21 protein-coding genes are annotated in these 20,587 nt (G+C 57.1%); 15 read left to right on the top strand and 6 right to left on the bottom strand.

Annotated features, from left to right (window positions below; genetic code table 11):
• Positions 1–49 precede the first annotated feature (49 nt).
• From ACR3EJ_RS04030 to ACR3EJ_RS03990, 9 genes are all read left to right on the top strand, one after another.
• Positions 50–1,558, top strand: a complete 1,509-nt coding sequence (locus tag ACR3EJ_RS04030; RefSeq protein ID WP_170542482.1) for a PAS-domain containing protein — start codon at positions 50–52, stop codon at positions 1,556–1,558.
• 40 nt (positions 1,559–1,598) lie between these two features.
• A complete protein-coding gene (gene tsaE, locus ACR3EJ_RS04025; protein WP_170542484.1) occupies positions 1,599–2,069 on the top strand; it encodes a tRNA (adenosine(37)-N6)-threonylcarbamoyltransferase complex ATPase subunit type 1 TsaE in 471 nt (156 codons plus the stop codon).
• Positions 2,066–3,070: a phosphotransferase gene (locus ACR3EJ_RS04020; protein WP_170542486.1), complete on the top strand. Its 1,005-nt coding sequence runs from the start codon at positions 2,066–2,068 to the stop codon at positions 3,068–3,070. The genes tsaE and ACR3EJ_RS04020 overlap by 4 nt, the downstream gene beginning before the upstream one ends.
• The gene (locus ACR3EJ_RS04015) at positions 3,067–3,753 is read left to right on the top strand and encodes a nucleotidyltransferase family protein (protein WP_170542488.1); all 687 of its coding nucleotides are present in this window, start codon (positions 3,067–3,069) and stop codon (positions 3,751–3,753) included. Before ACR3EJ_RS04020 ends, ACR3EJ_RS04015 begins: the two co-directional genes overlap by 4 nt.
• A complete protein-coding gene (addB, locus tag ACR3EJ_RS04010) occupies positions 3,746–6,673 on the top strand; it encodes a double-strand break repair protein AddB (RefSeq protein WP_170542490.1) in 2,928 nt (975 codons plus the stop codon). Before ACR3EJ_RS04015 ends, addB begins: the two co-directional genes overlap by 8 nt.
• Entirely contained in the window at positions 6,670–10,029 is a 3,360-nt protein-coding gene (gene addA / locus ACR3EJ_RS04005; RefSeq protein ID WP_170542492.1) for a double-strand break repair helicase AddA, read from the top strand. The genes addB and addA overlap by 4 nt, the downstream gene beginning before the upstream one ends.
• Before the next feature lie 58 nt (positions 10,030–10,087).
• Entirely contained in the window at positions 10,088–10,408 is a 321-nt protein-coding gene (gene trxA / locus ACR3EJ_RS04000) for a thioredoxin (RefSeq protein ID WP_170542494.1), read from the top strand.
• A gap of 91 nt (positions 10,409–10,499) precedes the next feature.
• The gene (locus ACR3EJ_RS03995) at positions 10,500–10,850 is read left to right on the top strand and encodes a Lin0512 family protein (RefSeq protein ID WP_170542495.1); all 351 of its coding nucleotides are present in this window, start codon (positions 10,500–10,502) and stop codon (positions 10,848–10,850) included.
• Positions 10,847–11,209, top strand: a complete 363-nt coding sequence (locus tag ACR3EJ_RS03990; protein ID WP_170542497.1) for a Lin0512 family protein — start codon at positions 10,847–10,849, stop codon at positions 11,207–11,209. The genes ACR3EJ_RS03995 and ACR3EJ_RS03990 overlap by 4 nt, the downstream gene beginning before the upstream one ends.
• A 56-nt stretch (positions 11,210–11,265) precedes the next feature.
• On the opposite strand, the gene ACR3EJ_RS03985 is transcribed toward ACR3EJ_RS03990, so the two are convergent.
• Positions 11,266–11,463, bottom strand: coding sequence for a DUF1127 domain-containing protein (locus ACR3EJ_RS03985; protein WP_170542499.1), 198 nt, complete (start codon positions 11,461–11,463; stop codon positions 11,266–11,268).
• Between the two features lie 198 nt (positions 11,464–11,661).
• Here ACR3EJ_RS03985 and hslV point away from each other — a divergent pair, with 198 nt between their 5' ends.
• Both hslV and ACR3EJ_RS03975 read left to right on the top strand, forming a co-directional pair.
• Positions 11,662–12,219 (top strand): ATP-dependent protease subunit HslV, encoded by a 558-nt coding sequence (gene hslV / locus ACR3EJ_RS03980; protein ID WP_170542501.1) that lies wholly within the window; start codon positions 11,662–11,664, stop codon positions 12,217–12,219.
• A complete protein-coding gene (locus ACR3EJ_RS03975; RefSeq protein WP_170542503.1) occupies positions 12,216–12,569 on the top strand; it encodes a hypothetical protein in 354 nt (117 codons plus the stop codon). Before hslV ends, ACR3EJ_RS03975 begins: the two co-directional genes overlap by 4 nt.
• A gap of 29 nt (positions 12,570–12,598) precedes the next feature.
• On the opposite strand, the gene ACR3EJ_RS03970 is transcribed toward ACR3EJ_RS03975, so the two are convergent.
• Both ACR3EJ_RS03970 and ACR3EJ_RS03965 read right to left on the bottom strand, forming a co-directional pair.
• On the bottom strand, positions 12,599–13,840 hold the full coding sequence (locus ACR3EJ_RS03970; RefSeq protein WP_170542505.1) for an MFS transporter: 1,242 nt from the start codon (positions 13,838–13,840) through the stop codon (positions 12,599–12,601).
• Between the two features lie 105 nt (positions 13,841–13,945).
• Positions 13,946–14,347, bottom strand: a complete 402-nt coding sequence (locus ACR3EJ_RS03965; RefSeq protein WP_170542507.1) for a DM13 domain-containing protein — start codon at positions 14,345–14,347, stop codon at positions 13,946–13,948.
• Between ACR3EJ_RS03965 and ACR3EJ_RS03960 the strand changes: the two genes are divergently transcribed.
• The 4 genes from ACR3EJ_RS03960 to ACR3EJ_RS03945 all read left to right on the top strand — a co-directional run bounded on the left by ACR3EJ_RS03960 (position 14,346) and on the right by ACR3EJ_RS03945 (position 18,266).
• Positions 14,346–14,510: a hypothetical protein gene (locus tag ACR3EJ_RS03960; RefSeq protein WP_170542509.1), complete on the top strand. Its 165-nt coding sequence runs from the start codon at positions 14,346–14,348 to the stop codon at positions 14,508–14,510. The two genes, ACR3EJ_RS03965 and ACR3EJ_RS03960, sit on opposite strands and share 2 nt — an antisense overlap.
• Before the next feature lie 36 nt (positions 14,511–14,546).
• On the top strand, positions 14,547–15,854 hold the full coding sequence (hslU, locus tag ACR3EJ_RS03955; RefSeq protein WP_170703437.1) for an ATP-dependent protease ATPase subunit HslU: 1,308 nt from the start codon (positions 14,547–14,549) through the stop codon (positions 15,852–15,854).
• Positions 15,855–15,951: 97 nt separating this feature from the next.
• Positions 15,952–17,049 carry an alpha/beta fold hydrolase gene (locus ACR3EJ_RS03950; protein WP_170542512.1) on the top strand — a complete coding sequence of 366 codons (1,098 nt, stop codon included), beginning with the start codon at positions 15,952–15,954 and terminating at the stop codon, positions 17,047–17,049.
• The gene (locus ACR3EJ_RS03945; protein ID WP_170703438.1) at positions 17,046–18,266 is read left to right on the top strand and encodes an MFS transporter; all 1,221 of its coding nucleotides are present in this window, start codon (positions 17,046–17,048) and stop codon (positions 18,264–18,266) included. Before ACR3EJ_RS03950 ends, ACR3EJ_RS03945 begins: the two co-directional genes overlap by 4 nt.
• Here ACR3EJ_RS03945 and ACR3EJ_RS03940 read toward each other — a convergent pair.
• Genes ACR3EJ_RS03940 through ACR3EJ_RS03930 form a run of 3 tightly spaced genes read right to left on the bottom strand, consistent with a single transcriptional unit; the run spans position 18,263 to position 20,549 of the window.
• On the bottom strand, positions 18,263–18,850 hold the full coding sequence (locus tag ACR3EJ_RS03940; protein ID WP_170542516.1) for a Smr/MutS family protein: 588 nt from the start codon (positions 18,848–18,850) through the stop codon (positions 18,263–18,265). The two genes, ACR3EJ_RS03945 and ACR3EJ_RS03940, sit on opposite strands and share 4 nt — an antisense overlap.
• Entirely contained in the window at positions 18,850–19,890 is a 1,041-nt protein-coding gene (gene mltA, locus ACR3EJ_RS03935; protein ID WP_170542518.1) for a murein transglycosylase A, read from the bottom strand. Before mltA ends, ACR3EJ_RS03940 begins: the two co-directional genes overlap by 1 nt.
• Positions 19,887–20,549 carry a Tim44/TimA family putative adaptor protein gene (locus tag ACR3EJ_RS03930; RefSeq protein ID WP_010442987.1) on the bottom strand — a complete coding sequence of 221 codons (663 nt, stop codon included), beginning with the start codon at positions 20,547–20,549 and terminating at the stop codon, positions 19,887–19,889. Before ACR3EJ_RS03930 ends, mltA begins: the two co-directional genes overlap by 4 nt.
• Positions 20,550–20,587 lie beyond the last annotated feature (38 nt).

Below are 20,587 nucleotides of genomic sequence, written 5' to 3'. Positions count from 1 at the left end.
CTATTGCCCTTCATACAGGCTCGGGTTGTTTTGACAGGGGCGTTGAATAATGGCCGACCGGATCATTCTGGCCGCTATCAGCATGGTATCGGCCTGTTTTGCCATATTGTGGTTGTTGCCTCGGCACCAGAAATCGTTTGTAGATTACGGGCTGTCGTCGCCCGGATCGCTATTTGATGTGGTCTTCCTTTTCGATGGGGACAGGTTGATCAGCCACTCTGATATCGCCTTGGCCGGATATGAGTCCGTCACCAGCTGGTCCGATCTGCACAGGCTGCTTCAGCGTGACTATCCCTCTTTCCCGGAAACACCCGAACTCGTTCGAGCTCGGGGCCATCTGGTTGTATCCGCAATTGATTGCACAGTTGACCGCGAAGTCTCATGTGAATGGATAGATGGAGTGATCCGCGTCCAGTTGCGCGATCTGAACGACACTGTATCGGCAAAGCGCGCCGACCCGAATGACCCGACCCGTTTAGCGATGGATCAAGCACCTTACCCGGTATGGCTGTCGGGCGAATGCAACACGGTGCGTTGGTGTAACGCGGCCTATGTTTCTCTGGCTCGGAAAATCTCGGGGCCGGATGCGGATTTGACCAAACCGGTTTTTCCACTGCTTTCAGACGAGGCACAACTGGGCCGGAAATCCCGTGTCTCAGTTCAGATCAAAGACAGTGAATCCAGATTGTGGTTTGATCTGACCCGTGTTGCCCAAGACCAGGGTCAGTTGTGTTATGCCGTCGATATCAACGCGATTGTTGAGGCGGAAACCGTACAGCGCAAATTCGTTCAGACAATGACCAAAACCTTTGCCCAACTCTCAATTGGTCTGGCCATTTTTGACCGTAACAGCCAGTTGGCTTTGTTTAATCCTGCACTGATTGATCTGACCTCACTGCCGCCGGATTTTCTGAGTCTTCGCCCAAGCCTGTCCAGCTTTTTTGACCGGTTGCGCGATCAGCACATGATGCCAGAGCCCAAAAACTACCGCAGCTGGCGGCGTCAGATGAATGATCTACTGGAAGCGGCCCAGGATGGGAACTATCAGGAAACTTGGTCATTACCTTCAGGCTCGGTCTATTCCGTCAGTGGACGACCGCACCCGGATGGTGCTGTGGCCTTTCTGTTCGAAGATATCACCGCCGAAATTACGTTGACGCGCAGGTTCCGCGCTGAGATGGATTTGATGCAGTCCATTCTGGACAAGCTTGCTGATGCGATCGCTGTCTTTTCGGATGACGGGACGCTGGCAACGACGAACTATGCCTACCAGTTGATGTGGGGTGACAGCGGCGAGGTCGGGTTTGAGCCTACTACTGTTCTTGAAATCACCCGCCAGTGGCAGGAACATTGCGCCGCCACTCCAATCCTTGGCGAGATCCGGGAATTTGTAACCACGCGCGAGAACCGGGCCGAATGGTCAGGCGAACTGACCCTAAAGTCGGGCAGTACAATGACCTGCACAGTCAGTCCCATGCAAAACGGGGCAACCATCGTTCGCTTCACCTCAGACAGTGCAGTTGAAAACATCGCGCAGCAGCAAAAAATCAGCGCCTGAACCGGTTGCGGCCAACCCGACGTAGGTTCATTGTGGCGCCATGAATGCGCCGCTGAAATTGACTCTCAAATCCCCTCAGGACACTGCGGAAATCGCCACCCGATTGGGGGGTGCATTGCAACCGGGCGACACCGTCCTGCTTGAAGGTTCGATCGGCAGCGGCAAAACCCATTTCGCACGCGCTCTGATCCAGTCGACGCTGATGAAGCCTGAAGATGTACCGTCACCAACTTACACCCTGGTTCAGGTCTATGAGACGCAGATCGGGGAAATTTGGCACTCCGATCTCTATCGGCTTGCATCCGTGGAAGAGATTGAAGAGTTGGGATTGGTCGACGCATTTGACACCAGCATCTGCCTGATCGAGTGGCCCGAAAAACTGGGTCCGCTGTCCCCGCAATCGGCCTTGCTTGTTCATTTCGCAACCGACCCCGACGATCAGGACACTCGACAAGTTTCACTTACATGGTCGGACCCGAAATGGAGCACCAGGCTGGAGATGATCCAATGACAAACCGGGCCATTTTGGCAGAAGCATTGATCGCGCAGACCCCATGGAGCGGTGCGCAACATGCACCCTTGGCCGGCGATGCCTCGAACCGCCGTTACGAGCGCTTGACCGATCCCGCCACTGGCCGCACAGCGGTTCTAATGGACGCCCCACCCGACAAAGGTGAGTCGGTCGAACCTTTCGTACGCATGTCGGAGTATTTGCGTTCAATCGGGCTGAGTGCACCAGAAATTTATGCAGAGGACAGCGAATACGGATTTCTGCTGCTCGAAGATTTGGGCGACGCTCTGTTTGCCCGCGTCTTGCGAGACGATCCAACGCTTGAACGCACCCTGTATGACGTGGCAACCGATGTTCTGGTCCATCTTCACGCGGCCCACACTCTTTCGCTCGACAGCTATGATCCTGCTCTGATGACTGAGCTTGCGGCGCTTTCTTTCACCAAATACGCTCAAGGCATTCAAGGGTCACATGATGAAGAGGCGCGCGCGCGGTTCGAGCTTCGCTTTGCCGATATCCTGCACCGCGAAACCGGCGGGACACGGGTTGTTGTACAACGCGATTATCACGCGGAAAATCTGATCTGGCTGCCTGATCGAGACGGTCTGGCGCGTGTAGGGCTGCTGGATTTCCAAAGCGCGATGCTAGGGCATCCCGCCTATGATCTGATGTCGCTATTGCAGGATGTGCGCCGCTCGGTCCCTGTGGGCATCGAGATGCGGATGATCGACCGGTATATCACTGCGACCGGTGTTGACGGGCACGATTTCCGTACCGCTTATGCGGTTCTCGGCGCCCAGCGCAACCTGCGTATTCTGGGTGGATTTGCGCGGCTGGCAATAGATTATGGTAAACCACATTACGTCGACCTGATCCCCGCTGCCTGGGCCCATTTGATGCGTGATCTGGAGCATCCGGCGCTGGTTCCCGTGGCGGACCTTTTGCGCAGCGCCCTGCCCGAACCAAGTCCGGAAAACCTTGCAAAGCTGAGGTCGCAATGACCGCTACGCCCCAAGCTGCAATGCTGTTTGCTGCCGGTTTCGGCACCCGTATGGGAGCCTTGACCAAAGACCGACCAAAGCCATTGATCAAGGTCTCCGGGCGACCTTTGATCGACCATGCGTTGGATTTGGTCGATGCGCTGAGACCATTACGTGTTGTCGCCAACCTGCATTATCGCGCCGACCAGATTATCGATCATCTGGCGGGCTACGACGTGGCGCTATCGCTCGAAGAGCCGCGCATTCTGGACACCGGTGGCGGCTTACGCGCAGCGCTGCCGCTGCTTGGTCCCGAGCCGGTCTTCACCCTGAATAGCGATGCGATCTGGGCCGGACCAAATCCGCTGAAATTGCTCAGGGACCACTGGGATCCAGATGAAATGGATGCGCTTCTAATGTGCATTCCGATCGGACAGGCCCTTGGTCATGCCGGTCCGGGTGATTTTACTCAGGACAGCACCGGGCGGATCACTCGAGGCGCAGGTCTGATATATGGCGGGGCTCAGATAATCAAAACCAACGGGCTGCATGACTTCGATGGGGACGTGTTTTCCTTGAACGTGTTGTGGGATCAGATGCTGCAGCATAATCGCCTATTTGCGCTGTCCTACCCCGGTCGATGGTGCGATGTGGGGCATCCCGAAGGTATTGATCTGGCCGAGGGGCTGATTGCCGATGTTTGAGCCCAGCGCCCTGCCCCGGGTGTTCGCCGTGCCTCCGGGCGCGGATTTCCCGAAGGTGTTGGTAGACGGCTTGCGTCAACGGTTTGATGGTCGGCCGCCGGATGCTCTGGCGCGGGTTCAACTGGTGATCAACACCCGCCGCATGGCACGCAGGGTACGTGATCTGTTTGATCAAGGACCGCCCTGCTTACTCCCGCGGTTGTCTTTGGTCACCGACCTGGGCGAAAGCGCGGATCTCGCGCAGATCCCGCCCGCAATTCCACCATTGCGTCGCAGGCTGGAATTGACGCAGCTGATTGCCAAATTGCTGGATCAACAACCTGATTTGGCCGCGCGGTCTTCGCTTTTTGATCTGTCCGACAGCCTTGCCGCGCTGATTGACGAGATGCAGGGCGAAGGCGTCTCACCCGAGGCGATCAGGCAACTGGATGTCAGCGACATGTCTGGTCATTGGGCCCGGGCACAAGCATTTATCGGCATCGCAGATCAGTTCATGGAGTCTGGCACGGACACACTTGATGCGCAGGCCCGGCAGCGCCGCGTGGTCGAAAACCTGATCGCGCGCTGGCAGGTCTCGCCACCTGCACATCCGGTCATATTGGCGGGCTCTACTGGGTCACGCGGAACCACCTTAATGCTGATGCAGGCCGTCGCGCGCCTGACGCAAGGGGCGCTGGTGTTGCCAGGCTATGATTTCGACCAGCCCGAGCATGTCTGGCAAAATCTGGATGACGCCCTGACCTCCGAGGATCATCCGCAATATCGATTCCGCAAACTGATGCTCGGGCTTGGGCTTGGTCCCGATCAGATTCAGCCTTGGACCCCGGAACAGGCGCCCTCACTTGCGCGTAACAAGCTGATCTCACTTGTCTTGCGCCCTGCCCCGGTGACTGACGCCTGGATGACCGAGGGTCCTCACCTTGCTGATCTGAATGGTGCAACTAAGGATGTCACGCTGATCGAAGCGTCTTCTCCTCGGGCTGAGGCATTAGCCATTGCGCTGCGCCTTCGTCAGGCCGCAGAAACCGGGCAAACCGCCGCGCTCATAACGCCTGACCGGATGTTGACACGTCAGGTCAGCGCCGCGTTGGACCGGTGGAATATCCTGCCCGATGACAGCGCGGGCTTACCGCTACAATTGTCTCCACCCGGTCGGTTTTTGCGCCATGTCGCTGGGTTGTTCGCGCGCCGTCTGGATGGTGAGGCATTGCTGACACTGCTCAAGCATCCACTTTGCCATGATGGCGGCGACCGGGGCGCCCATCTGCTGCACACCCGCGATTTGGAACTCGACCTGCGCCGCCACGGCCCGCCCTTTCCCGACAGTGTGAGCCTGACAGCCTTTGCCATTCGCAACGAAGCGCCCGAGGACTGGGTCAGCTGGGTGATCGATGCGTTCTGCGATCAATACCGGCCACAGGAGCAACCGCTGTCAGACTGGGTCGCGCAACTTCGCACACTGGCCGAAACAATCTCGGCGGGCGCCACCGGTGAACCGGGTACATTGTGGGACAAAAATGCCGGCCAAAAGGCGCTTGCGGTAATGGCGGCACTGGAGGGCGAGGCCCACCATGGCGGTGCGATGACCGCCCATGATTTCGCTGACCTTCTGGGCGCGTTATTGGCGGGTGAGGAGGTCCGCGACCGCGATGCGCCCCACCCGCATCTGATGATCTGGGGCACACTTGAAGCGCGCGTACAGGGCGCAGATCTTTTGATACTGGGCGGCCTGAACGAAGGCAGCTGGCCTGAGTCTGCGGCACCCGATCCCTGGTTGAACCGACAGATGCGCAACGAAGCGGGTCTTTTGCTGCCCGAGCGCCGGATCGGTTTATCTGCGCATGACTTCCAACAAGCCATAGGTGCACCGGAGGTGGTTCTGACCCGCGCGACCCGCTCGGATGACGCGGAAACCGTACCCTCTCGCTGGCTGAACCGCATGACCAACCTTTTGCAGGGCTTGCCCGAACAAGGTGGAACCGATGCCTTGGCGGCAATGCGTGCGCGTGGCCAAAAATGGTTGGATTGGGCAGAAACACTGGAACATGCGCCCAAAATTGCAGCGGCTCACCGACCGTCACCACGTCCGCCCGTCGCAGCACGTCCGCGACGGTTATCGGTGACCGAGATCAAGCGTCTGATCCGCGATCCTTACGCCATCTACGCCCGACATGTTTTGCGCCTGAAGCCTCTGGACCCGTTAGTGCAGGCCCCGGACGCTCTGTTACGTGGCATCGTCATCCACGAGGTACTGGAACAGTTCGTGCGCGACAGTGTTCTGGATCCGGCGTTGCTGAGCCGTGAAAACTTCCTGAAACGGGCCGAAGCCCTGCTGCTGCAACACGTTGCATGGCCAACAGCCCGAAAGCTGTGGTTGGCACGGCTAGAGCGGATCACAGACAGTTTTCTATCCGCCGAGATTCAGCGCCGCACCGATGGCGGGCCTGTGGCCTTTGAGGTTGGAATGCGTCTAGCGCTGGCCCCGTTGGACATCACCATTGCCGGACGCGCCGACCGGATCGATCGAAGCGGGCAGGGAGCTTTGCGGATCATCGACTACAAAACCGGCACCCCGCCAACGGAAAGCCAGCAAGCAAAATTCGACAAACAACTGCTGATCGAAGCCGCAATAGCCGAGCAAGGCGGTATCGAAGGATTCGATCCGCTTCCCGTTGCGCAGGCGATTTTCATCGGTATGGGCGGCACCTACAAAGAGGTACTCGCGCCCTTGCAGAAAGAGCCAACCGACAAGGTACTGGCCGAACTGAAAGAGCTCATATCTGCCTATTTAGAGCCTCATCAGGGTTTCTCGTCACGCCGAATGCTACACAAGGATGCGGATGTCGGGGATTATGATCATCTCGCCCGTTTCGGAGAGTGGGATCGGTCGGCAGAAACCGCACCGGAGGACCTGACATGACCCCCCGCAATGATGCCACCGAACGGCAGGTTCAGGCCGCGCGCCCGGACGCCTCAACCTGGCTGGCGGCCAATGCGGGCTCGGGCAAGACCCGGGTGCTGACCGACCGGGTGGCGCGGCTGTTGCTGGATGGCGTGCAGCCGCAGCATATCCTGTGCCTGACCTATACCAAGGCCGCTGCAAGTGAGATGCAGAACCGGTTATTCAAGCGTCTTGGCAAATGGGCGATGCTGGGCAACAGCGCCCTTCAGGAAGAATTGGTTGAACTCGGTGTTCCGGGTGTGATCGATCCCAACCGTTTGGCACAGGCGCGCACCTTGTTTGCCCGCGCCATCGAAACACCTGGCGGCTTGAAGATCCAAACGATCCACTCCTTCTGCGCCTCTTTGCTTCGACGCTTCCCGCTTGAGGCTGGGGTCAGCCCGCAGTTCGCCGAAATGGAAGATCGGGCCGCCGCCCTGCTGCGCGAAGAGATCATTGAGGATTTTGCCGAAGGTCATCAGGCCGCACTGATCGAGGATGTTGCCCGCTTTGTCACAGATACCGGCTTTGACAAACTAACTGCCGCCGTGGCGCAGAGGCGGAACCAGTTTGAGGAAGTACTGCACTGGCCGGACTTATTGCAACGTTATGATCTGCCACAAGGATTTGATGAACAAGTCTTGCTGCAAAGCGTATTTCTGGGTGGAGAAGTTGATCTAATCCAGTCCATCTTACCTGCCCTGAAAGAGAGCGGCGGAAACAACGCCAAAGCTGCCGACAAGCTAATGGGCTTTGTCGATGCACGGCTGAGCGACCTCGCGGTGCTGGAAAGCGTATTGCTTACAGGCAAGGCCGCAAAAGAACCGTTTACGGCCAAGGTCAACGGGTTTCCCACCAAGACGCTACGCGAAGGGGCGTTGGCCAACCGGATGCCCCAGCTTGAGGCCCTCATGTTGCGGGTTGAAGCCGCCCGGGAACAGAGGCTGGCGTTGATTGCTGCTCAGAAAACCCATGTTTTACATCGCTTTGCTGCAGCTTTCCTGCCTGAGTACGAGCGGCGAAAACAGCTGCGGGGTTGGCTGGATTTTGATGATCTGATCCTGCGCGCTCGGAAGGTGTTAAATGACCCGGCGGTGGCGGAATGGGTGCTGTATCGGCTGGACGGTGGTATCGACCACATTCTGGTGGACGAGGCGCAGGACACCAGCCCAGATCAGTGGGATGTGATCGAGAAACTGGCGCAGGAATTCACCAGCGGGGAGGGGGCCCGTTCCGGTGTCGAGCGCACAATCTTTGTTGTCGGGGACAAAAAGCAATCGATCTATTCCTTTCAGGGCGCCGACCCGCAGGCCTTTGACCGGATGCAGGCCGAATTTGGGCGAAAGCTGCAAGAATCAGGCTCTAAACTGTGGGATTCAACGCTAGAATATTCGTTCCGTTCATCCAGTGCGATCCTAGGGCTGGTCGATATCCTGTTCGAAAACCGTGCCGAGGCCGGGTTCCACAAAGACTCGCTGCACCGTGCCTTCAAGGCCGATCTACCCGGTCGTGTTGACCTGTGGCCTGTGGTCGAAAAGGTCGAGGAGGAGGAGGATACCGACTGGACCGACCCGGTCGACCGACCTGGCGCACGGCATCATACGGTTATTCTGGCAGAGCAGGTGGCTCGGTCGATCCGGGACATGATCGATGACGGCGCGACAATACCCGACGATGGAGAAACTCAAGGCGCCTATATTCGCCGCAAGGTCCAGCCCGGCGACTTTCTGATCCTGGTCCAGCGCCGTTCGGACCTGTTTGCCGAGATCATTCGTGCCTGCAAAGCTGCTGATCTACCCATTGCGGGCGCTGACCGCCTAAAAGTGGGCGCGGAGCTGGCGGTCAAGGATCTCGCCGCGTTGCTAAGTTTTCTGGCCACACCCGAGGACAGCTTGTCACTGGCCACGGTCCTTAAGTCCCCTTTGTTCGGCTGGTCCGAACAGCAATTGTTCGATCTGGCCCATCGCAGGGAAGAACCCTATCTTTGGGCGGCGCTGCGCAATCGGGCCGAAGAATTCCCGGATACGCTGGCCGTTCTGAACGATCTGCGTGGGCAGACCGACTTTCTGCGCCCTTATGACCTGATCGAGCGTATTCTGACGCGTCATGACGGGCGTCGCAAACTGCTGGGTCGGCTAGGGGCCGAGGCCGAGGACGGTATCAACGCACTACTGTCACAGGCGCTGGCCTATGAACGGACGGATATTCCCAGCCTCACCGGCTTTCTAGTCTGGATGCAAACCGATGACCTTGAGATCAAGCGCCAGATGAGCGGTGTTGGCAACATGATCCGAGTGATGACCGTTCATGGCTCGAAAGGGCTGGAAGCACCGATCGTGATTTTGCCGGACACTGGCAAACGGCAACCGCCGCGCGATGCCGAGATCATGATCGCAGGGGATACTCCCTTGTGGAAAGTACCCTCTGATACCTCACCCGCGCTGATTGCTACGGCGCGTGAAGATGCTCGAAGACGCGAGGAGAATGAACGGCTGCGTCTTCTGTATGTGGCTCTAACACGGGCAGAAAAGTGGTTGATAGTCGCCGCAGCCGGAGATGTGGGTAAAGATGGCAGCAGCTGGTATCAAATGGTCGAGGCCGCGATGGCACGTGCAGGGGCCACTCAGATACCTGGTTCCCAGACACTCCGGCTAGCGCATGGAGACTGGGATGTATTGCCCGTTGTTGAAAATGACCGCATCCAGAATATCGAACAAAACCTGCCGGAATATTTCGATCAGCCAGCGCCGCCAGCACCAACGCCGGTAGAAACATTAAGCCCTTCCGATCTGGGGGGTCCCAAGGCTTTGCCCGGAGATGCCAGGAAGGATGAAGAGGCGGCGAAACTCCGTGGAACGCGGCTGCACCTATTGCTGGAACATCTACCCGCCGTTGTTCAGGAGCAATGGTCGCATCTTTGCACACGACTGTTGGCCGATATGCAGGATGTGGAACGCCAGGAGTTGCTGAACGAAGCCGAGGCCGTCCTGACCGCCGATCATCTGAATCCGGTATTTGCACCGGATGCACTGGCCGAGGTCCCGGTCACCGCCGATTTGAACGGCGCCCGAATGCATGGGGTGATCGACCGATTGATCGTTACCGATACAGAAGTTCAAGTGATTGATTTCAAATCAAATGCGACTGTTCCGTACAGCCCTGAAACCTGCCCCGAGGGGTTGTTGTGCCAGATGGGGGCCTATGCAAATGCCCTGTCGCAAATATTTCCCAAGCACCAGATCCACACCGCAATACTTTGGACCCGCACGGCACATCTCATGTGGCTGCCACACGATATAGTGACAGAAGCCCTGAGGCGTAGCGCTATATCTTGACCTCCTCCCGAACGGCACCTACGTTCTCAGCCCAAGCATTCCCATTCAGGAGACAGACATGTCGACCGTTGCCGTAACCGACGATACCTTTGACGCCGAAGTCAAGAATTCCGATATCCCCGTTGTGGTGGATTTCTGGGCCGAGTGGTGCGGCCCCTGTAAGCAGATCGGCCCCGCTCTGGAAGAGTTGGCCAATGAATATGGCGACAAGGTGAAGATTGCCAAAGTGGACGTTGACAGCAACCCGAACGCGGCTGCTGCCATGGGCGTACGCGGCATCCCGGCGCTGTTCATCTTCAAAGATGGGCAGGTCGTTTCAAACCGTGCGGGCGCTGCACCCAAAGCGGCACTGCAAAGCTGGATCGACGAGTCGATCTGAGCCGGTGTGAACCAATTGCATCAAAGGCGTCTCATGCGGGACGCCTTTTTTGTTTGACCGCACAGATGTGCTGATCTGACGGGAACAAGAAATGGCAAAAACACGAGTTCTGGTAGAATTCGGAATGGGCACGTCGTTGCGGCGTGAGGACTATACCGAGGCGGCGTTGCGCGCCATCAAAGATGCACTCTGGCATAACTCGGTGACCATGGCAGAGCTGTTCGGGTTTCCGAAAGAAGCCATGATTATTGATGCCGAGATTGGCGTCCAACAACCAGACCAAGTAGATACCGAAGCGCTGAAAGCTGTATTTCCATACGGCCAACCGAATATCACGGTAACGCAAGGCGGCTTGGATATTGAAAAGCCCCACATCGAGGGCCGCACGGTGATCGCCAATGCGGCGATCATTGTGTCTTTTGACATGGAGCCCGCGCAATGACCGAGAAACGCATCATTCTGGAGATGGGAACCGGCAATGACCTCTATGGTCAAGACTATACCAAGGCCGCGCGCCGCGCTGTTCAGGACGCACTGCACCACTCGTCAATCACATTGTTCTCTAAGCTGGGCATCAGCCACGAAGAGATGCGCGTTGAGGTCACGATTGGAGTGCAGCGGCCCGAGGCGGTTGATTGTGATCTTGTCGCATCTGATCTTCTGCGGGGGCGCGCTTCGGTCCGTGCCGTCAAAGGCGGGCTGGATGTCGAAGACGCCGGGGCAGGCACGCTTCATGTTGTCGCCACCGCTGCGGTTGAGGCATATCTGCCTGATCTGGTGGGCAAATTCGTCAAGAGCTGAAAAAGAAAAAGCCGCTCGTTTGAGCGGCTCATCTTACGTCTAATTCTGATCCTAGATCAGAACTTGGCGATGTCGGCACGGTTCAGGCCGATATCATCCAGTTGCTCATCGCTCAGACGCGCCAGTTCATTGCGGGTCTTGCGAGATTGATACCATTCGACAACATTTTCGAATGAGTGGGAGAATACGTCCACTGCGTGCAGGATGGTGACTGCTCCGAGCGGCGCATGGGTTTTTGCGACAGCGTTTGCCATGTGCGTAGTCCTTTTCAACAGAAACAGCCGACCTGTTGTCGGTTGTGAGCCTCATGTAACGTCACCGGCTGAGTCTCACAAATGCTGACTCAACAGTCCCGGTTTGCATTTTCTGCATATCTTTTGGGCGGTTTTAGAACCGGTTGCGCAGAACCCGTACCCGGCCCATATATGGCAGCACGGATAACGGAGGCATTCATGGCAGACAGCGATTTTCCCGGATGGCACGGCACCACCATTATTGGCGTCAAGAAGGGCGGGCAGGTTGTCATCGCCGGGGACGGGCAGGTCAGCCTGGGCCAAACCGTGATCAAGGGCACCGCGCGAAAAGTACGTCGCCTGTCACCGGGCGGGTTCGAGGTGGTCGCCGGGTTTGCCGGATCTACGGCGGATGCGTTCACTCTTTTGGAACGGCTGGAAGCTAAGCTTGAGGCAACACCCGGCCAACTGGCGCGCGCTTCGGTCGAGCTGGCCAAGGACTGGCGCACCGACAAATACCTGCAAAAGCTTGAGGCGATGCTGATCGTTACCGATGGTAAGGATCTGCTCGTGATCACAGGGGCAGGGGACGTGCTTGAGCCGGAACACAACGTCGCTGCAATCGGATCGGGCGGCAACTTTGCCTTGGCGGCGGCCCGCGCGATGATGGATAGCGATAAACCGGCCGAGGATGTGGCGCGTGAAGCCATGGCAATTGCTGCGGATATCTGCGTCTATACCAATGGCAATCTGACGGTTGAGACGATCGGATCATGAGTGCAGTTCTGGCAGCGATATTTGGTGGGCTGATTGGCGGCATTGTTGGGCCGATTGTGCTTGAGGAATATCGAAGCCGGAAGCACGCCAAGACATGGAAAGAGCCGCGCAAGAAGCTCCTAGAGTCCATGTTGAGGGATACGAAATACAAGTTCAAAACTCTGGAACGGCTCAGCAGAACAATAGGCTGTACCGAAGATCAAACACGCTCGCTGTTGATCGAGCTGGAAGCCCGAGGCGCTGTTTCTAAGAAGACTAAAAAGGAAATCTGGGCACTGATTGAGCGCGCGCCACTACAGGAAAGCCAGCGCAAACTTGACGAAGAAATAATCGAGGAAGAGCGGGAGTAGGTAACCCCTTCCGCTCCAGCGGATGTTCATTAGGCCAATAGCGCTCTAATCTCTTTCCCTTTCCAGCGCATGTGCATCCCGATCAGACCCATCAGCGCGGTCACGATTACGATGTAGTAGGGCACGCGGATGTCGATGCTCATCAATCCGCCTCCGATCAGGGACATGATACCGCCTGCCAGGCAGAACACGGCTGTGGTCACACCCATGACCCAGCCCTGATCGGTTTCGGCAACGCTGGAAGAGAACAGGCCCAGCAGCGTCGGATAAGATACGCCGAAGAAGAAATAGAAGAAGAAGACCGGGATGAAGCTCAGCACACCGCTTGGGCTGAAGGCAAAGCCAAAGCCGCAGATCACCATAACCACCAATGACGTATAGATGATCTGGTGCTTGCTGAATCGTTCCTGTGCAGGCTTCACAAGGAAGGTGCTGGAGAAGGCTAGCGCAACGCCGATCACCACCATCGCCATGCTACCTCCGATCACGCCATAGCCCCACGCGCTGGTCAAGAAGTTGTCGACGAACACATAGAAAGTGACGTTGGCAACCATGAACAGCGCATAGACGGGCATGATTTTCAGAACCAACGGGTGCTCACGGACAGCTATGAGACTATCGGTGATGTCACGGGGACGGAAGACAAAGGGTTCGCGCTCGGTCCTGGTATCCTTGAAGAATGTGGTCACGAGGAAGATCGCGATCAGGACCAGAACAAACGCCCCGTAGAAAGGTGTCTTTAACGTCGCTGCACTGCCCAGCAAGGCGGCATCTGACAGGACCGCGCCGATAATCGGGCCACCTACAAGGCCAAAGCTGACGCCAGTCACGATGTAGCCCATGTTGCGATCTCGGTCGGCTGCATCCGTGCTGCCGTCAATCATTGCAGCCTGCGCAATCGGCTGATTGCCAGCGGTAAATCCGGTGATCGACCGGCCAATGATCAGTAAAAGCAAGCTGTTCATATAAAGCGCGGCGATGGTCAGGGCGTAGCCGGCCAGCGCTCCGGTCAAGCAAACCAGAAGGGCATTCTTGCGCCCGATGGAGTCCGAGACTTTCGAGACATAGACCACCCCCAGGAACCAAGACAGAAAGAAGCAGCCGATCACCAGACCATAATAGAAATGCCGGGTGCCCATGGCCGTGCTTTCCGGCAGAAAGCCCGACTTTGTTTCCATGATCAGAGAGTTGATTATGGGAAACACCAGACCTTGCCCGATCAGGTCGACAAAAACCACGAACAGCAAGGTAATCTTGGCAATCTTGGTCATAAAAACGCCCCCAGTTCCAATATCTTGGGGCGAGTGTAACAGACAGTTGCGCTGTTACCTAACTGCGTGTCAGAGGCCGGAAACTCCAACCTCTGACAGTCGTGATTACTTCAGCGAAGCGACGCCCAGCGGGACACCAGCAACCTCGCACCAGATGTAGACTTCGTTATAAGCCGAGACATCCATGGTTGGCGGAACGGCATAGGATTGCTTGCCGGTCAGGTGCAGCAGCGCGCCTAATTTGCTGTCGGGGGCGTATGTGCCGTCCTTGCCAAACGCAACGCGTGGGTCCGGACCGCCATCCAGCGAAAAGTCCTGACCCAGTTCAACAATGTAACGTTCGCCGTCTTTGACCAGCTTCACCGAACCAGTGGTGATGTGGTTCGAGCGACCTTCGAACGTGCCTTTCTTTTTGGCGCCGCCGGCCAGGGCAGAGGTCGTGCCGGCCAGGGTCAAGGCCGCGCCGGTAGCTGCAGCTTTCACAAAAAGCGAACGACGAGTCATCATGATGAGATATCTCCTAAAAGTGATGCGGACTGGGGTGCCCGTCGCGAAAGGTTATGCCGCAGACGCAGCGCCTCTGGCGATTCACATCACCACGAAATTCCGTGTGCAGCCCGTGAGTTGCCGTGATCTTTCCGTGATCGGCTTGTGTTTTCGCGCCGTATGATTAGGTTCCGCAGCGAAACAGACGGATAGAACACTTATGACCGACCTGACCCCGCGCGAGATTGTCTCGGAACTGGACCGCTTTATCATCGGGCAGAAAGACGCAAAACGCGCCGTCGCCGTGGCGCTGCGCAACCGCTGGCGGCGCAAACAGTTGCCGGATGATATCCGCGACGAGGTCTATCCGAAAAACATCCTGATGATCGGTCCCACCGGCGTTGGCAAAACAGAAATCAGTCGCCGTTTGGCCAAGCTGGCCCGCGCGCCGTTTATTAAGGTTGAAGCCACCAAATTCACCGAGGTTGGCTATGTCGGCCGTGATGTTGAACAGATCGTGCGCGATCTGGCCGATGCTGCGATCCTGCAAACCCGCGAATTCATGCGGGAAGATGTCAAAGCCCGCGCCCATCAAGCCGCCGAGGATCGCGTGATCGAGGCGATTGCAGGCACCGACGCCCGCGAAGCCACGCGTGAGATGTTCCGCAGGAAGCTTAAGGCCGGCGAGCTTGACGATACCGAGATCGAATTGGAGCTGTCCGATACCTCAAACCCGATGCCGATGTTCGACGTTCCGGGCCAACCCGGCAGTCAGATGGGGATGATGAATCTAGGCGATATCTTCGGCAAAGCCTTCGGTGGTCGCACCGTCAAAAAGCGCATGACTGTCGCCGAAAGCTATGATGCCCTGATCGGGGAAGAGGCCGACAAGCTGCTGGACGATGAAACCGTCACCCGCGTGGCGTTGGAGTCCGTCGAACAGAACGGCATCGTGTTTCTGGATGAGATCGACAAGGTCTGCGCCCGCTCGGACGCGCGCGGTGGCGATGTCAGCCGGGAAGGGGTTCAGCGCGACCTGCTGCCGCTGATTGAAGGAACTACAGTCAGCACCAAACATGGCCCGGTGAAAACCGACCATATCCTGTTCATTGCGTCTGGTGCGTTCCACATCGCAAAGCCCTCGGATCTGTTGCCGGAACTTCAGGGTCGACTGCCGATCCGCGTGGAACTGCGAGCGCTGACTGAAGAAGACTTCGTGCGCATTCTGACCGAAACCGATAATGCGCTGACCCTCCAGTACACCGCCCTGATGGGTACCGAAGAGGTCACGGTCAGCTTCACCGAAGACGGAATCGCAGCCTTGGCCCGTATTGCCGCTGATGTGAACCAGAGCATTGAAAATATCGGTGCGAGGCGGCTGTACACAGTGATGGAGCGCGTATTCGAAGAGCTTTCATTCACCGCGCCGGATCAGGCAGGTGCTGAGATTACGGTTGATGCGGGGTTTGTGGACGCCAATCTAGGTGAACTGACAAAATCGACCGACCTCAGCCGTTACGTTTTGTAACAGCAGCGAGCCGGTTTTTGCCTGTTGCTCGTGCCCTCGGTCTAGACGCGCGATGGGAATGCGATAGCGTAGTGCTGTAACCGTGTAGGGACATACCGTGCTGCGCTATCTGATCATCTTTATAACCATGTCGTTACTGACCGCCTGCGCGGACCGTTGGATAACCGAGATCACGCCCGAAGCGCTGAAGGTCGGTACCCCTGCAACGGTCTTTGCAGCAACAACCCGCGCGCGCGACATGGATGGTAACTATGGCGCAAAACGCGCCGAGGCTTTGCGGTATCTTGAGATGACCGTCTCGATCCCGCCGTCGCACACGCCGGGTGACCTAAATTTTTCCTACGCGAACCCGAATCCGAACAAACAGTTTGTTGTAGCGGATGTTACCGAGTTTTCAGGTCCGCAAGATCTAACGGCCCGGTTGCGTGGCGTGGATGACGTGGTGATCTTTGTCCACGGCTATAACGCAACGCAAACCGAAACTGCCTTTCGTGCAGCCCAGCTAAGCCATGATATCGGTATCCCCGGAACCACTCTGATCTATTCCTGGCCCAGCCAGGCGCGCGGAACAGGATATGCCTATGATCTGGACAGTATGCTGTTTGCCCGCGATGGGTTGGAGCAGACGATCCGGCTGCTCAAATCAATGGGCGTCAAACGGGTTATCCTAATCGCGCATTCGATGGGCAGTGCATTGTCAATGGAAATGATGCGGCAAGCCGAACTGCGTGAACCCGGCTGGTCAAACCGCAATCTGGAGGGGGTTATCCTGATCTCGCCCGATCTAGATGTCGATCTGTTTAGGTCACAGATGAACAGTATCAAAAACCCGCCAGATCCGTTTGTGGTGATGGTATCCAGGAAAGATAAGATCCTAAACCTGTCGGCGCGGTTGCGCGGTACTGCGGACAGTAAGAGACTGGGCAATATCAGTTCGGCCGACGCATTGGCCGAATACCCGATAAACGTGATCGACACGACCGCATTCAACAGCGATGCAGGGTCGTCCCATTTCGTGGCTGCAACCTCGCCCGCACTTCTGGCGATTCTCAGCTCGGTCCGCAGGGTCAGCAATACATTCGGTCCTGACCGGCCTGGTATAGATGTGCTCGTCCCTCCCAGCGAACGCAATACGGATGGCGCGACAGAAATCATTCTGACCGAAACCGGGCAGGCGCGGGTCAGCACCCCGTGACGCGATCCGGCCTTCGTCGCTTTCTGATCCAGAATGCAAACTGGCTGGGTGCGGGAGTTCTGCTGACCTTTCTCTCTAGTTTTGGACAGACCTTTTTCATCTCGATCTTCGCGGGAGAAATTCGGGCGGAATTTGAGCTAAGCCACGGAGCCTGGGGTGGGCTCTATTCGCTTGGCACAACTGTTTCCGCTCTGGTGATGATCTGGGCCGGAGGTCTTACCGATATCTTTCGCGTACGCGTGCTGGGCCCCGCGGTTTTGACCGGACTGGCATTGGCCGCGTTGGCAATGGCACTGAATGTTTGGCTTATTCTGTTGCCCGTTGTGGTCTTCTTTCTCAGACTTCTCGGTCAGGGGATGAGCAGCCATCTTGCGGCCGTCGCGATGGCGCGCTGGTTTACAGCGACACGAGGCAAGGCTTTGTCGATCGCAACATTGGGGTATGCAATCGGAGAGGCACTTTTGCCCCTGACATTCGTTGCTGCTCTGGCGTTTCTGGATTGGCGCTGGTTATGGGGGCTTGCAGCTTGCATAACCATTTTGGGTATTCCCGTACTGATCCGGTTGCTGCGTCAGGAACGAACACCGCAAAGCTTGGCGACCAATGCCTCGTCTATCGGCATGCAGGGTCGCCAATGGACGCGTCGCGAGGCACTGTTGAACCCGTTGTTCTGGTTTATGACACCCGCAATCCTTGCGCCTTCGGCCTTTATCACCGCCTTCTTTTTTCATCAGGTGCATCTCGCCGAAATCAAAGGCTGGCCCCACATACAACTGGTCGCTCTGTTCCCGGTCTTCACAGGGGTTTCGATCCTGTCGATGTTTGCAGCGGGCTGGGCGTTGGACAAATGGGGCACGACCCGGATGATGCCCTATTATCAATTACCGATGGCCATCGGATTTGCGATCCTGTCGGTCTCAACTTCGATTGGCGGGGCATTTATCGGAATGGTTTTCCTGGCCGTTACAGCTGGCGCGCATAATCCATTGCCCAGCGCCTTTTGGGCCGAGTTCTATGGCACGCGCCACATAGGAGCAATCAAGGCCATGGCCGCTGCAGTGATGGTACTGGGTTCAGCAATCGGACCGGCGTTGACCGGTATGTTGATCGACAAAGGCGTTTCACTGAACACTCAATTCTTCTGGATCGCAGCATTCTTCTTGTGCGTCTGCGGCTTGGTTCGGATCGGTATAGCCCGCGCACTTCAATCGGGTTAGCGAACCCGCCTGAGGTACACGTAGTAAGCCCCATCGCCACCGTGGCTGATATGTGCAGGCGTCACCTGCATCACCGCCTGCGTTAAAGGTGGAATAGAAAGCCAGTGTGGCACTTGATTGCGCAAAACACCGCGCGGGGTCGGAATTGGCCCGGGCTCGTCGCGATCCTTTCCCTTGCCAGTAATAACCAGCACCAACCGCTTGCCTTGCGCTTGCGCGGTCAGGATAAAACGCACCAAAGCGGGATGGGCTGCACTCATACGCATCCCATGCAGGTCCAGCTTGCCCTCGGGCTTTAGCTTGCCGCGTTTCATGCGCGCAAATGCCTTGGTATCCATTTGCACAGGGTTTGCCTGCAACCCTTCGGTGATTGAGGGTTTGAGATTATTCCGCGTGGGTTTGGATTGCGCTGTCTGACCCAACTCAAACGCTTCGATGCGCGCCTTTGGGGTCTTGGTCGGTTTGGGTTTTGGCAATGTCGTGGGATGGACGGTCTGCGGTAATTCGGGGTGCAATCGTTCAGCTTGTTTGGTGACCTTGCGCCACAGCTCGATCTCTTCTGACGTCAGTTTGCGCCTTGTCATCAGAATTCATCCGGTAACAGGGCATAGGCTCGCTGGATCGGCAAAAGCACGACCATACGACCGGGGTCTTTCAGACGGCCAGCGGCTTGCCCCGCCTCATCCCCGGTACCAAAGAAAATGTCCGCCCGCTGGGCACCCTTAATGGCTGAACCGGTATCCTGCGCGATCATTAATCTCCGTAACGGGGCCTTGCCATCCTTCTCAACCCAAACCGGCGCCCCGAGGGGCGTATATGCCGGATCCGCCGCGATGCTGCGCATCGTGGTGACCGAGCGATTCATGGCCCCCAGAGGTCCGAGTTCTGGGGCAACCCGGTTCACTTCACGAAAGAACACATAAGAGGGGTTGTGAAACAACAACTCGGCACCGGCTTCGGGGTTTTTGCGCACCCAGGCCCGGATCATCTGCGCACTGACCTCGTGCGCGCCCAGCGCCCCGCGACGGATCAACTCGGCTCCGATTGAACGATAAGGGTGCCCGTTCGCTCCGCCATATCCCACGCGTAGCGCGCTGCCATCGGGCAAGCGAATACGACCGGAACCCTGAATTTGCAGAAAGAACAACTCGACCGGGTCATCGACCCATGCGATCTCAAGCCCGCGGCCCGTCATCGCGTCTCCGGTCAGCAATTCGCGGCGACTAAGCCACCGATCAGCGCCTCGCGCCTCGGGAGGCATCCGGTAGAGCGGATAGCGGTATTTGCTGGTTGGATACTTAGAGCCGTCCAGCTCGGGTTCAAAATACCCTGTGAACAACGCGTCATCGCCATCTTCAACCAGAACCGGTCGGAAAAACAGCTCAAAAAACGACCGTGCGGCCTGAGGTTCATAGGTCCGGGCAACGCCACACAGCGCCTGCCAATCCGGATCCTTCAGATCGCCGCAGGTGTTCAGAAAAACTGAAAGGGCTGCCCCGTGATCGTCGGCAGCCCAGCCATCAAGGTTATCAAATGACAGGATGGATCGCGTCGCCTCAGCTCCGGCGGCGCTGGCAGTGGTCATGACGACCCCCAGTAGAAGCGACCGAATCGCTGCAATCATGCGTCCGTGGCAACAAGTAGCCAGTTCGGATCGTCCGCGCCCATTACACGAGCAAAGGTCCAGCTGTCCTTTTGGCGTTTAACCGTATTGGGGTTGCCTTCGATGATATCCCCTCCGCGATCACGCACGACCGAGGTCAGCTCACCGATAAAGCGCATGGTGATCTCGGCCTGATTGCTGTCCTTGTCGAACGAAACATCTGCCAGAGTAGTTTCACGTACGCCGACAAATTCGGCTTCGATGGTGAGGCCCTTGTCTTCACGATCAGCGACCACAGAGACAAAACTGTCAAAAACCTCTTCGGACAAGAAAGGTTGAATCTCGTCCAGATTGCCTTTTTCGAACCCCATCACGATCATTTCATAGGCACCGCGCGCACCCTGAACAAATTCACTAACGGAAAAACTGGGCTCAACCCGCTTCATCGCGGCCAGAGTTTGCGCTTGCTCACTGTCTTCGGCGACATGGTCGGTAATATCGTGATCCGGCCCGCCATCAATGACCTCGAAATCACGGCGCGTACCATTGGTATCTGGCTGTTGTTGAAGGGGTGGTTTTTCAAACCCTTCGCGTGTGCCCAATACGCTTTTCAGACGCAGGATCAGGAAAACGGCAATTCCGGCCAGGACCAGCAACTGGATCATAGGGTTGTCGCTCATTTCATACTCTTTTCAGCGCCAGGACTTTGTGTACCCGG

The organism is Ruegeria sp. AB11 (genome assembly GCF_056536325.1).
Note: the sequence above shows the minus strand (reverse complement) of the source record. Positions and strands in the feature narration are given on the sequence as shown.

Bases quoted from the DNA above. Each gene is read 5' to 3' on its own strand.
- ACR3EJ_RS04030 (WP_170542482.1), top strand. From the start codon at position 50: ATGGCCGACCGGATCATTCTGGCCGCTATCAGCATGGTATCGGCCTGT.
- tsaE (WP_170542484.1), top strand. From the start codon at position 1,599: ATGAATGCGCCGCTGAAATTGACTCTCAAATCCCCTCAGGACACTGCG.
- ACR3EJ_RS04020 (WP_170542486.1), top strand. From the start codon at position 2,066: ATGACAAACCGGGCCATTTTGGCAGAAGCATTGATCGCGCAGACCCCA.
- ACR3EJ_RS04015 (WP_170542488.1), top strand. From the start codon at position 3,067: ATGACCGCTACGCCCCAAGCTGCAATGCTGTTTGCTGCCGGTTTCGGC.
- addB (WP_170542490.1), top strand. From the start codon at position 3,746: ATGTTTGAGCCCAGCGCCCTGCCCCGGGTGTTCGCCGTGCCTCCGGGC.
- addA (WP_170542492.1), top strand. From the start codon at position 6,670: ATGACCCCCCGCAATGATGCCACCGAACGGCAGGTTCAGGCCGCGCGC.
- trxA (WP_170542494.1), top strand. From the start codon at position 10,088: ATGTCGACCGTTGCCGTAACCGACGATACCTTTGACGCCGAAGTCAAG.
- ACR3EJ_RS03995 (WP_170542495.1), top strand. From the start codon at position 10,500: ATGGCAAAAACACGAGTTCTGGTAGAATTCGGAATGGGCACGTCGTTG.
- ACR3EJ_RS03990 (WP_170542497.1), top strand. From the start codon at position 10,847: ATGACCGAGAAACGCATCATTCTGGAGATGGGAACCGGCAATGACCTC.
- ACR3EJ_RS03985 (WP_170542499.1), bottom strand. From the start codon at position 11,463: ATGGCAAACGCTGTCGCAAAAACCCATGCGCCGCTCGGAGCAGTCACC.
- hslV (WP_170542501.1), top strand. From the start codon at position 11,662: ATGGCAGACAGCGATTTTCCCGGATGGCACGGCACCACCATTATTGGC.
- ACR3EJ_RS03975 (WP_170542503.1), top strand. From the start codon at position 12,216: ATGAGTGCAGTTCTGGCAGCGATATTTGGTGGGCTGATTGGCGGCATT.
- ACR3EJ_RS03970 (WP_170542505.1), bottom strand. From the start codon at position 13,840: ATGACCAAGATTGCCAAGATTACCTTGCTGTTCGTGGTTTTTGTCGAC.
- ACR3EJ_RS03960 (WP_170542509.1), top strand. From the start codon at position 14,346: ATGATGAGATATCTCCTAAAAGTGATGCGGACTGGGGTGCCCGTCGCG.
- ACR3EJ_RS03965 (WP_170542507.1), bottom strand. From the start codon at position 14,347: ATGATGACTCGTCGTTCGCTTTTTGTGAAAGCTGCAGCTACCGGCGCG.
- hslU (WP_170703437.1), top strand. From the start codon at position 14,547: ATGACCGACCTGACCCCGCGCGAGATTGTCTCGGAACTGGACCGCTTT.
- ACR3EJ_RS03940 (WP_170542516.1), bottom strand. From the start codon at position 18,850: ATGACAAGGCGCAAACTGACGTCAGAAGAGATCGAGCTGTGGCGCAAG.
- mltA (WP_170542518.1), bottom strand. From the start codon at position 19,890: ATGATTGCAGCGATTCGGTCGCTTCTACTGGGGGTCGTCATGACCACT.
- ACR3EJ_RS03930 (WP_010442987.1), bottom strand. From the start codon at position 20,549: ATGAGCGACAACCCTATGATCCAGTTGCTGGTCCTGGCCGGAATTGCC.